11 protein-coding genes are annotated in these 12,805 nt (G+C 73.4%); 3 read left to right on the top strand and 8 right to left on the bottom strand.

What is annotated here, in order from left to right:
- Nucleotides 1-25: 25 nt before the first annotated feature.
- Together coaE (O3T09_RS08275) and coaE (O3T09_RS08270) are read right to left on the bottom strand one after the other, a co-directional pair.
- A complete protein-coding gene (gene coaE, locus O3T09_RS08275) occupies nt 26-673 on the bottom strand; it encodes a dephospho-CoA kinase (protein WP_036315330.1) in 648 nt (215 codons plus the stop codon).
- Entirely contained in the window at nt 670-3,039 is a 2,370-nt protein-coding gene (coaE, locus tag O3T09_RS08270; protein WP_041102705.1) for a dephospho-CoA kinase, read from the bottom strand. Before coaE (O3T09_RS08270) ends, coaE (O3T09_RS08275) begins: the two co-directional genes overlap by 4 nt.
- A gap of 154 nt (nt 3,040-3,193) precedes the next feature.
- Between coaE (O3T09_RS08270) and O3T09_RS08265 the strand changes: the two genes are divergently transcribed.
- Nucleotides 3,194-3,895: an IMPACT family protein gene (locus O3T09_RS08265; RefSeq protein ID WP_036315334.1), complete on the top strand. Its 702-nt coding sequence runs from the start codon at nt 3,194-3,196 to the stop codon at nt 3,893-3,895.
- On the top strand, nt 3,888-5,105 hold the full coding sequence (locus O3T09_RS08260) for a class I SAM-dependent methyltransferase (RefSeq protein ID WP_233437074.1): 1,218 nt from the start codon (nt 3,888-3,890) through the stop codon (nt 5,103-5,105). Before O3T09_RS08265 ends, O3T09_RS08260 begins: the two co-directional genes overlap by 8 nt.
- A gap of 135 nt (nt 5,106-5,240) precedes the next feature.
- Here O3T09_RS08260 and rpsA read toward each other — a convergent pair whose 3' ends face one another.
- From rpsA to polA, 3 genes are all read right to left on the bottom strand, one after another.
- Nucleotides 5,241-6,698, bottom strand: coding sequence for a 30S ribosomal protein S1 (gene rpsA / locus O3T09_RS08255; RefSeq protein WP_036315338.1), 1,458 nt, complete (start codon nt 6,696-6,698; stop codon nt 5,241-5,243).
- A gap of 142 nt (nt 6,699-6,840) precedes the next feature.
- Nucleotides 6,841-8,214 carry a GNAT family N-acetyltransferase gene (locus tag O3T09_RS08250; protein WP_144862174.1) on the bottom strand — a complete coding sequence of 458 codons (1,374 nt, stop codon included), beginning with the start codon at nt 8,212-8,214 and terminating at the stop codon, nt 6,841-6,843.
- Entirely contained in the window at nt 8,198-11,011 is a 2,814-nt protein-coding gene (gene polA / locus O3T09_RS08245; protein ID WP_269295485.1) for a DNA polymerase I, read from the bottom strand. Before polA ends, O3T09_RS08250 begins: the two co-directional genes overlap by 17 nt.
- Nucleotides 11,012-11,078: 67 nt before the next feature.
- Here polA and O3T09_RS08240 point away from each other — a divergent pair, with 67 nt between their 5' ends.
- A complete protein-coding gene (locus tag O3T09_RS08240; RefSeq protein WP_070708811.1) occupies nt 11,079-11,600 on the top strand; it encodes a PaaI family thioesterase in 522 nt (173 codons plus the stop codon).
- 60 nt (nt 11,601-11,660) lie between these two features.
- Here O3T09_RS08240 and O3T09_RS08235 read toward each other — a convergent pair whose 3' ends face one another.
- The 3 genes from O3T09_RS08235 to O3T09_RS08225 are packed head-to-tail and all read right to left on the bottom strand — an operon-like array spanning nt 11,661 to nt 12,767.
- Nucleotides 11,661-12,038, bottom strand: coding sequence for a cation:proton antiporter (locus tag O3T09_RS08235; protein WP_036315347.1), 378 nt, complete (start codon nt 12,036-12,038; stop codon nt 11,661-11,663).
- Nucleotides 12,039-12,051: 13 nt separating this feature from the next.
- Nucleotides 12,052-12,336: a monovalent cation/H+ antiporter complex subunit F gene (locus O3T09_RS08230; RefSeq protein WP_010078747.1), complete on the bottom strand. Its 285-nt coding sequence runs from the start codon at nt 12,334-12,336 to the stop codon at nt 12,052-12,054.
- The gene (locus O3T09_RS08225) at nt 12,333-12,767 is read right to left on the bottom strand and encodes a Na+/H+ antiporter subunit E (protein ID WP_010078748.1); all 435 of its coding nucleotides are present in this window, start codon (nt 12,765-12,767) and stop codon (nt 12,333-12,335) included. Before O3T09_RS08225 ends, O3T09_RS08230 begins: the two co-directional genes overlap by 4 nt.
- Nucleotides 12,768-12,805: the final 38 nt, after the last annotated feature.

Raw genomic sequence — 12,805 nt, 5'->3', positions numbered from 1 at the left:
CGTCGCGCCCCGGACACCCCGGCGGTCAGTCCGCCGAGGGCTCAGCCGCGCCGGGGGCGAGGAACCGGTCCCACACCTGGTTCGCCACGGACGCGAGCCGCTCGAGGTCGGCGTCGTTGACGATGACCACGTCCGCGACGGCGCGCCGCTGCTCGTCCGTGGCCTGGGCCGCGATCCGCGCCTCGGCGTCCGCGCGGCTCATGCCGCGGTCCTCCACCATCCGGCGCAGGCGCTCCTCGAGCGGGGCCTCCACCACGATCACGAGGTCGAACGCGTCCGCCTGCCCGGTCTCCACCAGCAGCGGCACGTCCTGGACCACGACGGCGTCCGGCCCGGCCTCGGCGACGATGCGCCGGGCCGCAGCCCGGATCCGGGGGTGCACGATGCGGTTCAGGCGCTGTCGGGCGCCCTCGTCCCCGAAGACGATGCGGGCCATCTCGACGCGGTCGAGCTCACCGTCCGCGGTGATGACGCGGTCCCCGAACTCGTCCTGGACGGCGGCCAGCCCGTCGGTGCCCTTCTCGAGGACCAGCCGGGCGAGGGCGTCCGAGTCCACCAGGAGCGCGCCACGCTCCTGCAGGACACGGGCCACCGCGGACTTGCCGGCGGCGATCCCGCCGGTCAGGCCCACATGGACGCGCGGCCGTTCGGCCACCGGGTCGGTCTCGGTCATACGCGCTCTCCTCGGGCGGCCTCGAGCTGAGGCTGGATCTTGGCCTCCCAGTATGCCCGGACGGCCTCCTGCAGGTCCTCGAGCGAGCCGTCGTTCTCGATCACGGTGTCCGCGATCTCGGCCCGCTCCTCGTCCGCCGCCTCCTCGTCGATGAAGGCCCAGGCCCGCTCGCGGGTCATGTCGTGGGACTCCATGAGCCGGGCGACGCGCACCTCGGCGGGAGCGGAGACGGCCAGCACCTGGTCGAAGTCCTGTCCGGAGCCGGTCTCGGCCAGCAGGGCCAGGTCGACCACCAGCACGGAGTCCTCGCCGATCTCGCGGGCCCGGCGGTTCGCCTCGTCGCGCACCGCCGGGGAGACGATCTCGTACATGCGCGTCCGGGCGGTCGAGCTCTCGGTGGTGAGCCGGTTGAGGGTGCGCGCGTCCAGGGTGCCGTCCGCGCGGACGATGTCCTCGCCGAAGACCGAGCGGAGCTCCTCGAGCACGGGGTTGCCGGGCACGAGGATCTCCCCCATCAGGTCGTCGAACTCCACGACGACGGCGCCCAGCCGCTCGAGCTCCGCGCCGACCTCGGTGCGGCCCGCGGCGATGCCGCCGGTCAGGCCGACGGTGACGAGGGCCTTGGCCGCGTCGATGCGCTGCTGGTGCCACGTCTTCGGGGTGTGCGTGTCGTTCTCCGGCTCGGTGCCGACCTCGAACTCGGGGCGGATCACGAAGTCCGAGACGTCCACGCCGTCCTCGGTGGCGCGGCGGCGGTACTCCTCGACCGGCAGCACCTGCTTCCACTGGCGGGTCCGCATGGGCCGCGCGGCACCCGCGTCCTCGCGCAGGGCCTGCAGCAGCAGTGCGGCCTGCGTGACGGTGATGAGCAGGATGGGCAGGCCGATCACGATGATGACCTCCTGCAGCGCCGCCAGGCCGTTCTCGCCCGCGGTGAGGATGATGGCCGCGCAGACCGCGCCGATGGACACGGCCCAGAACACGGACTGGCGGCGGGGCGCGGCATCCTCGTGGCCATTGGCCATCGCGTCCATCACGAGCGCGCCCGAGTCGATCGAGGTGATGAAGAACAGCGTGATGACCACGAGCGCCACGACCGCGGCCACCGTGTAGAGCGGCGTGCCCTGCAGGTGCTGGAACAGGGCGGCCTGGACGTTGCCGTCGGTGACGATCGTCTGCGTGAGGTCACCGCCCTGGCCCGGCGCCGGCGCGGTGGCGCGGTCCGACTGGAACGCGGAGTAGCCGTAGATGCCCATCCAGATGATGACGAACGCCGTGGGCAGGCCGAGGCCGGCCATGATGAAGGAGCGGATGGTGCGGCCGCGTGAGATGCGGGCGAAGAACATCCCCACGAAGGGCGCCCACGTCACGGTCCAGGCCCAGTAGAAAACGGTCCAGTCACCGGACCACTGGCCCGAGTTGTACGTGTCGTTGTAGGTGGAGAGCACGGGCAGCATGGAGGCGTACTCGCCGATCGCCTGCACGGTGCCGCGGATGACGTCCATGCTGGAGACGGCCCACATCAGGACGTACACGAGCAGGGCGATCGCCAGCAGGATGTTGGCGTAGGACAGCCGCTTGACGCCCTTGTCCATGCCGACCAGCACGGAGGCCGTGCCCACGGCGGTGACGACGGCCAGGATGAGCGCCTGGACCCAGCCGGCCACGGGGGTGCCCAGCACGTAGTTCATGCCCGCGTTGATCTGCAGGGCGCCCAGGCCCACGGACACGCCGAGGCCGAACACGGTGGAGACCACGGCGATGATGTCGATCGTCTTGCCGATGGGGCCGTGGATGCGATCGCCGAGGAGGGGCTGGAAGGCGGAGGACACGCGCGGGGGCAGCTTGCGCTTGTACGTGAAGTAGCCGAAGCACAGGCCCGGGACGAGCAGGATCGCCCACATGTGGATGCCGAAGTGGAAGTTCGCGATCGCCATGGCCTCCGAGGCCGCGCGGTCGGAGAACGGCTCCGTCCCCGCCATGGGCGGGTTGGCGTAGTGGTTCATCGGCTCCGCGATGCCCCAGAACATCAGCACCGCGCCGACGCCGGCGGCGAACATCATGCCGAACCAGGTCAGGCCGGAGTACTCCGGCACCGCGTCGTCGTCGCCGAGCTTGACCCGGCCGTACCGGGTCACGGCGAGGATGAACAGGAACGCCACCAGCAGGGTCAGGCTGAGGGTGTAGATCCAGCCGACGTCGTAGCGCAGCCAGCTCGAGACCACGCCGAAGGCCGCCTGGACCGGGCCAGGGAACAGGCCCATCGCGGCGGTGAAGAGCACGACCGCGGCGGCCGAGCCGAAGAAGATCGCCGGACTCGTGCGGAGCCCCAACGTGTCGTGCAGGCGAGTGAGCGGGGAAGTCATGAGTCTCCCGGGACAGGGTCATGGGAGGCCCGCGGCGGCACGCGTGCTCGCTCACCGGTGGGCCGGTGCCGGGTGGCACGGTCTTCCACTGTACCGAAGCTCACGTCGGGGCTCGACGGCGTGCCCGTCCTCGGCCAGCCCCTAGGGTGGGGTCATGCCCGATCCCGCCCCCGCCCCGACCGCGCGCTGCACGGTCCTGCCGGCGTCCGCCCGCGACCCCGACGGCTGGCTGGAACGGGAGGTGGAGATCCGCCGCAGCCGCTTCCTCACCTACCTCGGGCGCGTCGAGGACGAGGCGCAGGCGCGCGAGATGGTCGCCGTCCTGCGGCGCCGGCACCACGACGCGCGGCACGTGTGCAGCGCGTTCGTCCTCGGCCCCGCCCGGGACCGGATGCGCTCCAGCGACGACGGCGAGCCCGCCGGCACGGCCGGCGTCCCCATGCTCGAGGCCGTCCTCCAGCGCGAGACCGCGCCGGGCCGGACCGACCTGACGGACGTGTGCGCCGTCGTCGTGCGCTGGTTCGGGGGGATCAAGCTGGGCGCCGGGGGCCTGGTGCGCGCCTACTCGGACTCGGTGTCCGGGGCACTCGACGCCGCCCCGCTGCGCACCCGCTCCCGGCTGGCCCTGCTCGCGGTGGAGGCGCCCCACACCGACGCCGGCCGGTGGGAGAACGAGCTGCGCGCGGCGGGCGTGTCCGTGCTGGAGGCGAGCTACGGCGCCGCGGGGGTCCGCCTGACGGTCGGCGTGCCGGACACCGAGGAGGCCCGCGCGGCGTTCGCGGCGCGGCTCGCGGACGTCACGGCCGGCGCGGGGCATGCGGAGCGGATCGGAGAGGACTGGGTGGACCATGAGTGAACCGCTGCCCCGGGGGGTCACCCCCGATGTCGCCCGTGGCGGGCTGCCGGACGACCTCACCGCGGGCGTGGACTTCGCGGCGCTGGATCGGTGGCCGCTGCCGACCGAGCCCGACCGCCAGGCCCACGACGCGGCGGACCTGCTCCTGCTCGACACCCTGGCCGGGTGGATCGCGAGCGGGCACGTCCCCGGCCCGGTGGCCGTCCTGGAGGACCGGCACGGCGCGCTGACCCTGCCCCTGCTCACGGCCGGCCACGACGTGCGGATCCACCAGGACGACGCCTCCGCCGAGCGCTCGCTGGACGCGAACCTCGCCGCGTGGCGCGCCGCCGGTCGCCTCGGCGGGGAGACGGGCGAGCTCGAGCGAACGGCCACGCCTGAGGAGGCGGCCCGGGGCGCCCGGACGGTCCTGCTGCCGCTGCCCCGCTCGCTCGACGAACTCGACCGGCTGTCCCGGATCGTGTCGGCCGCCGCCGACCCCGGCGTGGTCCTGCTGGCCGGCGGCCGCGACAAGCACATGAGTCCGCGCATGAACGCGGTGCTGGGCGCGGCGTTCGAGGACGTCGTCGCCGGACGGGGACGCCGCAAGGCGCGCGTGCTCACGGCCCGGGGCCCACGTCCCGGCGTGACCGCCCGGCCGCCGGAGGAGGCCGACCGCGACGTCCCCGGCGTGGGGCGCCTGCACCTGGTGGCCCACGCCGGCACCTTCGGCGGAGCCGCCGCCGACCCGGGCTCCCGTCTGCTGCTCGCCTCGCTCGCCGACGACCCGCGCCCGCCGGGGCGCGTCGTGGACCTGGGCTGCGGCAACGGGCTGCTCTCGGTCGGGGCAGCGCGGCTGTGGCCGCACGTCACCGTGGTGGCCACCGACCAGTCCGCCGTGGCGGTGGCCTCGACGCTGGCCACGGCCCGTGCGAACCGCGTGGCGGACCGCGTCCGGGCCGTGCGCGACGACGCGCTGGCCACGTGGCCGGACGGGGAGGAGGAGTGCGTGCTCCTGAATCCCCCGTTCCACGACGGCAACGCCGTGGACCCCTCCGTGGCGCACCGGCTGGTGGCGGCCGCGGCGCGGGTGCTGGAGCCGGGCGGCCGGCTGTGGTGCGTCTGGAACTCGCACCTGCGGTACCGGTCGGTGCTGGAGGACCTCGTCGGGCCGACTCGGCAGACGGCGCGCGACCGCACGTTCACCGTGACGGTCTCCGAGCGCCGCTGAGCGCGGCCGCCGGGTCCCGTCCGCTCCCCCGCGGCCAGTCCCCCGGGACACGACGACGCCCCGCCCCTCCGGAGGGAGGGACGGGGCGTCGGGTGCTCGGCGCGGGCCGTCAGGGACGGCCACGCACGGCGGCGATCAGTTGCCGGTGAGCTTCTCGCGCAGGGCGGCGAGGGCCTCGTCGGAGGCCAGGGTGCCTCCGTCCGAGGACGGGGCCTCGGAGGAGTAGGACGAGCCGCCCAGGCCCGCACCGGCGTCGGCGCCGGCGGTGGCCTCCTCCTGGAGGGAGCGGCGCACCTGCTCCTTGTGGGCCTCCCAGCGGGCCTGAGCGTCGGCGTACTGCTGCTCCCAGGCGGCGCGCTCGGTCTCGAAGCCCTCCATCCACTCGTTGGTCTCGACGTCGAAGCCCTCGGGGTACTTGTAGTTGCCCTCCTCGTCGTACTCCGCGGCCATGCCGTAGAGCGCCGGGTCGAACTCGGTGCCCTCGGGGTCCACGCCCTCGTTGGCCTGCTTGAGGGACAGGGAGATGCGGCGACGCTCGAGGTCGATGTCGATGACCTTGACGAACAGCTCGTCGTTGACCGACACGACCTGCTCGGCGGTGTCGATGTGGCGCGAGGCCAGCTCCGAGATGTGCACGAGGCCCTCGATGCCGTCCTCCACGCGGACGAACGCACCGAACGGCACGAGCTTGGTGACCTTGCCCGGCACGACCTGGCCGAGGGCGTGGGTGCGGGCGAAGAGCTGCCACGGGTCCTCCTGGGTCGCCTTCAGCGACAGGGAGACACGCTCGCGGTCCATGTCCACCTCGAGGACCTCGACGGTGACCTCCTGGCCCACCTCGACGACCTCGGACGGGTGGTCGATGTGCTTCCAGGACAGCTCGGAGACGTGCACGAGGCCGTCCACGCCGCCCAGGTCCACGAAGGCGCCGAAGTTGACGATGGAGGACACGGTGCCGTTGCGGACCTGGCCCTTCTCCAGCTTGTGGAGGAAGTTGGAGCGGACCTCGGACTGGGTCTGCTCGAGCCAGGCGCGGCGGGACAGGACCACGTTGTTGCGGTTCTTGTCCAGCTCGATGATCTTCGCCTCGAGCTTCTGGCCGATGTAGGGGGCCAGGTCGCGCACGCGGCGCATCTCCACGAGGGAGGCCGGGAGGAAGCCGCGCAGGCCGATGTCGAGGATGAGGCCGCCCTTGACCACCTCGATGACGGTGCCCTCGACGACGCCGTCCTCCTCCTTGATCTTCTCGATGTCGCCCCAGGCGCGCTCGTACTGGGCGCGCTTCTTCGAGAGGATCAGGCGACCCTCCTTGTCCTCCTTGGTGAGGACCAGGGCCTCGACGGTGTCGCCCACGGCCACGACCTCGTCCGGGTCCACGTCGTGCTTGATGGACAGCTCGCGGGACGGGATGACGCCCTCGGTCTTGTAGCCGATGTCGAGCAGGACCTCGTCGCGGTCCACCTTGACGACGGTGCCCTCGACGAGGTCGCCATCGTTGAAGTACTTGATGGTCGCGTCGATGGCGGCGAGCAGGTCCTCGGCAGAGCCGATGTCGTTGATGGCGACCTGCGGGGCGTTGGAAGTGGTGGTCATGTAGGAGGGACTCCGTTGGGATCGGGGGTCACGTCGGGATCGATGCCGCCGGTGGGCGGCATCCGGGCACCAGAGGGGCCCCACCCGGCGTGGGTCGTGATGGACATGTATCAAACGCGCACGAATGTGCTCGTCCAGCGTATCAGAAGCCGACGAGGGTGTGCAGGGGTCGGCTGGGTCGCACAAGCCCGTCGAACGCCTCCGCCGCGCCGGCCCGCAGCTCCGCCACGACACCGGCCTCCGCCAGCACCGCGGCGCCGGCCCCGCGGGAGTGCCCGCCGAGCCAGAGCGCGGAGAACCGGGCCGCGTCGAGCCGGAGCCCCGCGCCCATGCGGACGGCGTCGGCCGCGGGGCCCAACCGCTCGGCGGCGCCGCGCCCCTGGCGGACGGTGAGCCGCCACGTCCCGTCGATCGCGCCGAGCGCGTCCTCGACGGCGACGACGACCTCCCCGTCGCCCGCCCAGCCACGGGCCGCCATGGCGGCGGGCAGGTTCAGGACCCGCAGGTACAGGTCGTCGGAGCCGCGGTGCCGACTCACCCGCCGCTCGTCGACGAAGAGCGCCTCGAGCCAACCGGGCTCGGGCGCGCGGCCCCACTCGATCCGCTCGACCAGGTCCAGTCGGGCCAGGTGGTGGACGAGCCCGCGCCGCGCGTCGGCGGTCGCCGCGAGGAACGCGGTGACGGTGATCGTGGGCGGCTCCTTCTCCCAGCCCTCGAACCGATACAGCGCGACGCCCTGGACCCGCCCGTCGTCGTCGCGGTGGACCGCCGCGTACAGCCCCGAGCCGCGCCCCTCGTTCCGACTCGCCTCGCGGTCCTCCCAGCGATGCACGCTGAACGAGGTCCGCTGGACCGAGCCCGGGGTGGCCGGCAGCACCCGCCCGTACAGCTCGTCCACGAGGCCGGGGATCTCGCGCGGCTCCTCGACCGTGACCCGCCCGCCGGCCGGGGCGCCCGTGAACGCGGGGGCGCCCGAGACGTCGATCCGCACGGCGTGCCACCGGGTGGCGGCCCCGAAGCCGAAGCGGCCGTAGATGGCGGCCTCGGTCGCGGTCAGGGCGGCCGCGCACAGGCCGGCGTCGCGGGCGTCCGCGAGGGACCTGAGCATCATGGCCCGCAGCACGCCGCGCCGGCGGGCGTCCGGCGAGACGGTCACGTCGGTGATCAGCCACGCGTCGACGGTGCGGCCGGGCCACGTGGTCAGCGGCTGCACGAAGTCCTCGAAGGTGGCGGCGGGGCGGCGGGCCGCCGGGTCGTCCCCCGGCGCGTAGACGCCGAGCCGGCGCCGTCCGTCGGCCGCGTGGGCCTCGAGCTGCTGGCGGAGCGCGGCGCCCGTGGGCACCGTCTCGTAGAAGCCCCGTTCGACCGCGGCCACGAAGTGCGATGCGGCGGGGTCCTCGGGCCCGAGGACCCCGAGGTCGCGCAGCGCGAGGCCGTGCTCGCCGAGCCGGGCCTCGGCGGCGTCGGCCAGCCGCCGCAGCGACGGACCCTCCGGCGCGTCAGTGCGCGGCGTCATGCCAGCTCCTTCCCCGGCCCACGTGCACGTCGAGCGGCACGGAGAGCTCGGCGGCCCGGCCCATCCGCTCCTTCAGGAGCGCCGTGGCCTTCTCGAGCTCGGCGGCCGGGACCTCGAGGATGAGCTCGTCGTGGACCTGCAGCAGCAGGCGCGAGGCCAGCCCGTGCTCCTCGAGGCCGGCCTGCACGTCGAGCATCGCGCGCTTGATGATGTCCGCGGCCGAGCCCTGGATGGGGGCGTTCAGCGCGGCGCGCTCGGCCATGTCCCGCAGCTGACGGTTGTCCGAGCTGAGGTCCGGCAGGTAGCGACGGCGCCCCTCGATCGTCGAGGTGTACCCGTCCTGCCGGGCCTGTGCGACGACGTCGCGCAGGTAGTCGCGCACGCCGCCGAAGCGGTCGAAGTAGCCCTTCATGAGGCCGCGCGCCTCGTCCACCGAGATCTTCAGCTGCTTGGACAGCCCGAAGGAGGACAGCCCGTAGGCCAGGCCGTAGCTCATCGCCTTCACCTTGGCGCGCTGCTCGGCGGTGACGTCGTCCGGGTCCACCCCGAACACCTGCGAGCCGACGAACGAGTGCAGGTCCTCGCCCTCGCGGAAGGCCTGGATCAGCCCCTCGTCCTCGGACAGGTGCGCCATGATGCGCATCTCGATCTGGGAGTAGTCGGCCGAGAGCAGCACGGCCTGCTCCCCGGCCACCTCGTCCGCCACGAACACCTCACGGATGCGGCGGCCCGCCTCGGTGCGCACCGGGATGTTCTGGAGGTTCGGGTGCAGCGAGGACAGTCGGCCCGTGGCGGCGGCGGTCTGCGAGTAGGTGGTGTGGATGCGGTCGTCCGGGGCGACGGTCTCGAGCAGCCCCTCCACGGTCTGCCGGAGCTTCGTGGCGTCACGGTGGGCCATGAGGTTCTCGAGGAACGGGTGCCGGGTCTGCTCGAGCAGGTCCTGCAGCGAGTCCACGTCCGTGGAGTAGCCGGTCTTCGTCTTGCGCGTGCGCGGCATGTTGAGCCGCTCGAACAGCACCTCCTGCAGCTGCTTGGGCGAGCCGAGGTTGACCTGCATCCCGCCGGTCTCCTCCGCGACGGACGCCCACGCGGACTCCTTGGCGGCGTCGGCGGCGGCGGTGAAGTCCTCGCGCAGGCCGGTCAGGGCGTCGACGTCGACGGCGATGCCGGTCAGCTCCATCCGGGCGAGCAGCCGCGAGAGCGGGATCTCGAGCTCCTGCAGCAGCCGCTGGGCCCCGCGGTCGAGCACCTGGGGCGTGAACTGGGTGGAGAGACGGCGCACCACCCAGGCGGCCCGCACGGCGTCCGCGGCGCGGTCCGCGCGTTCGGCGGCGGCCTGACCCCCGTCGAGGTCGAACGTCCCCTGCGCCCGCTGCTGCGCGGGCTCGCGCGGGGCGGTGAGGGGGGTGTGCAGATGCGCCTCCGCCAGCGCCTCGAGCGAGGTGTCCCGCCGGTCCGGCTGGATCAGGTAGGCCGAAAGCAGCACGTCGTCCACCACGCCGTCCAGGGCCGCGTCCCGGCCGAGCCCGTCCCCCTCGGTGGGCGCGGCCAGCGCCTTGAGCGTGCGCTTGAGGTCGTGCACGGCCTTGGCCAGTCCGCCCTCGCCCAGGGCCTCGCGCACGGCGGCCACCAGCGCCGGGTCCGGGGCGTCGCCGTCGAGGGTGACGTGCAGGCCCGCGTGCTCGCCCACCAGCGCGACGCCGACGGGCGTGCCGAACGTGCCGGGCACGGGCACCTTGCGGCGGGGCAGCAGGGCCGGGCCCTCGACGTCCACGTGGACGCCGAGCAGGTTGCCGGCCTCGGCGGCGAGGAAGGATCGCACGTCCTCGGCCGTCGTCGCCTCGGTGAACTCCGGGGCGGCCTCGGCCTCGGGGGGCGGCGCGTCCTCGCCCACCCGCTCACCGAACACCTCGAACACGCGCTCCCGGATGCGGTTGAACTGCAACGCGTCGAACAGCTCCTCCACGGGCTCGCGCTCCGGCATCTCGAGCCGCATCGCCTCGAGCCCGATCGGCAGGTCGAGGTCGCGCACGAGGGCGTTGAGGCGGCGGTTGCGGCGCACGTCCTCGAGATGCTCGCGCAGCGCCTCCCCCTTCTTGCCCGTGATCTCGTGCGCGTGCGCGAGCACGCCGTCGAGGTCCCCGTACTGCTTCAGCCACTTCGCGGCGAACCCGGGGCCGACGCCGGGCACTCCGGGCAGGTTGTCCGCGGCCTCGCCGACGAGGGCCGCGAGCTCGGGGTACTGGGCGGGGGCGACCCCGTACTTGGCCATGACGGCGTCCGCATCCATCGGCGGGATGTCGGAGACGCCCTTCTTGGGGTAGAGCACGGTGGTGCGCTCGGAGATGAGCTGGAACGCGTCCCGGTCACCGGAGACGACGACGGCCTCCCACCCCGCCTCCTCGGCGCGCGCGGACAGTGTGGCCACGATGTCGTCGGCCTCGTAGCCCTCCAGCGTGAGCGTGGGGATGCCCAGGGCCTCCATGACCTTCACGGTCAGCTCGATCTGGCCCGCGAACTCCGCGGGCGTCTCGGAGCGGCCGGCCTTGTACTCCCCGTACTCCTCGGAGCGGAACGTGGGCCCGGAGAGGTCGAACGCCACGGCCACGTGCGTGGGCCGCTGCTGCCGGATCATGGTCAGGAGCATGGCGGTGAAGCCGTACACGGCGTTCGTGTGCTGGCCCGTGTCCGTGGCGAAGTTCTCGGCGGGCAGCGCGTAGAACGCGCGGAACGCCATCGAGTGCCCGTCCAGGACCAGCAGCCGCTGTGGGGCCTCTGGGGTCGGATCTGCCGCCATGGGTGCTCACGTCTCCTCTCGGCGCGCGGCGCGGGGCGCACCGGTCGCGTGTGCCAGCCTAGTGCTCATGAGTGAGCACACTGCGACCACCCCCGCCGCCTCCGACCGCGTGTACCGCCCCGGCGTCACCCCCGAGCTGAGCCCCGCCGAGCTGGCGGCGGCCTGCGCCGAGGCCGGTCTGACGCCCGAGCTCGTCGCCGCGCTCGGCGGCGCGGCGATCAGCCCCCTCGCCCAGAAGATGGGTCTGCGCTTCCTCGAGCTCACGGCCGAGCGAGCCGTCGCCACCCTGCCCGTGGCGGGCAACGAGCAGCCCGTCGGGCTGCTGCACGGCGGCGCCCACCTCGTGCTCGCCGAGTCCCTGGGCTCGATGGCCGCGAAGATCCACGCCGGGCCGGACCGCAACGTCGTCGGGGTCGAGATCAGCGCCACGCACCACCGGGCCGTCCGCTCGGGCCTCGTGACCGGCACCGCGACCGCCGTCCACCTGGGCGGCACCCTCGTCACCCATGAGGTGGTGATGACGGACGAGCAGGGCCGGCGGCTCTCGACCGCCCGCATCACTAACCTGGTCCTGGCGCCGCGCCCCTGAGGCGGCACGGCCCGCCCCGGGAGACGGGACGGGCCGGTCCGACGCCGCGTGCGAGCGGTCTCAGACCTCGTCCGGCGCGCGGGGAGCGGGCTCGCCGTGCTCGCGCCCCGGGGTGTCCTCGGCGAGCTCGTCGTAGTGCCCGGGGTTCATGGGCACCCCGGTGAGGTAGGCCGAGCGGCCCAGGGCCATGGTGGCCACCGAGGCCGAGCCCAGCTGCAGCACCACGATCAGGGCCACCTTCACGAACGCGGCCACCCCCGGGGCCAGTAGCAGGGCGCCCACCACGATCAGGATCATCCCGACGCCGCCGGCGGTGCCCACGGCGGAGACGCGGGTGTAGGGGTCGGGGAACCGGATCAGACCGAGTCCCGCGGTGACGAACGCAAGGGCTCCGATCACCACGAGCACGGAGCCGGCGGCGGTCAGGACGACGTCCACGGGTGCGACCTCCTCAACGCTTGCCGCGCGTGAGCGCGCGGGCCAGGGACATGCCGGACAGGAAGGCCACGACCGCGGCGATCAGGACCAAGTCGAACGTCCACGGGTTGTCCGCCCGGACGCCGAACAGCACGAGCATCCCGAGCACGCTGAACGTGAGCAGGTCGCCCGAGACCGCGCGGTCCGCGTCGAGCGGGCCCACCACGATCCGGTACGCGGACACGAGCGCCGACACGGTCAGCAGCGCGATGGCCAGGTCGATCCCCACCAGGGACCAGTCGTAGGCGAAGGGCATCATGCCACCCCCGTCTTCCGCATCGCGTGGAGCATGCGCGCCTCCATGTCGTGGATCTCCGCGCGCAGGGCGTCGGCGTCGTCAGCGTACAGGCCGTGCACGTAGAGCAGGCGCCGCGCGTCCGGGTCACCGTCCTCGTCACCGACGGCGCCGGCACGCCGGGTGCCCAGCGTCAACGTGCCGGGCGTCAGGGTGATCAGCGCCGAGAGCAGGGTGACCTCGGCGTCCGTGCGGCAGTTGCTGCGCACGCGGGCGATGCCCGAGCGCGCCTGGACGCCGGGGGTGACGAGGTCCTTGATGACCGCCTTCGAAGAGGTCACCAGGGCCCACGCGTACCAGCACCAGAACACGAGCCACCGCCAAGGCCAGGACACGGCGGAGGCCGTGCCGGGCGCCAGGTCGACGGTCCCGTCGGCGGGGGCGACGGTGTGCATGGGGGCGTCTCCTTCCGGAGGCTGCGGGAGTGCGGTGC

The sequence above is a fragment of the Micrococcus sp. H39-S4 genome, assembly GCF_027158145.1.
GTDB lineage: Bacteria > Actinomycetota > Actinomycetes > Actinomycetales > Micrococcaceae > Micrococcus > Micrococcus luteus.
Note: the sequence above shows the minus strand (reverse complement) of the source record. Positions and strands in the feature narration are given on the sequence as shown.

Excerpts from the sequence above, each read along its gene's own strand:
- O3T09_RS08250 (WP_144862174.1), bottom strand. The coding sequence starts at position 8,214 with ATGACGCCGCGCACTGACGCGCCGGAGGGTCCGTCGCTGCGGCGGCTG.
- O3T09_RS08230 (WP_010078747.1), bottom strand. The coding sequence starts at position 12,336 with ATGATGCCCTTCGCCTACGACTGGTCCCTGGTGGGGATCGACCTGGCC.
- coaE (WP_041102705.1), bottom strand. The coding sequence starts at position 3,039 with ATGACTTCCCCGCTCACTCGCCTGCACGACACGTTGGGGCTCCGCACG.
- O3T09_RS08225 (WP_010078748.1), bottom strand. The coding sequence starts at position 12,767 with ATGCACACCGTCGCCCCCGCCGACGGGACCGTCGACCTGGCGCCCGGC.
- rpsA (WP_036315338.1), bottom strand. The coding sequence starts at position 6,698 with ATGACCACCACTTCCAACGCCCCGCAGGTCGCCATCAACGACATCGGC.
- coaE (WP_036315330.1), bottom strand. The coding sequence starts at position 673 with ATGACCGAGACCGACCCGGTGGCCGAACGGCCGCGCGTCCATGTGGGC.
- O3T09_RS08240 (WP_070708811.1), top strand. The coding sequence starts at position 11,079 with ATGAGTGAGCACACTGCGACCACCCCCGCCGCCTCCGACCGCGTGTAC.
- polA (WP_269295485.1), bottom strand. The coding sequence starts at position 11,011 with ATGGCGGCAGATCCGACCCCAGAGGCCCCACAGCGGCTGCTGGTCCTG.
- O3T09_RS08265 (WP_036315334.1), top strand. The coding sequence starts at position 3,194 with ATGCCCGATCCCGCCCCCGCCCCGACCGCGCGCTGCACGGTCCTGCCG.
- O3T09_RS08260 (WP_233437074.1), top strand. The coding sequence starts at position 3,888 with ATGAGTGAACCGCTGCCCCGGGGGGTCACCCCCGATGTCGCCCGTGGC.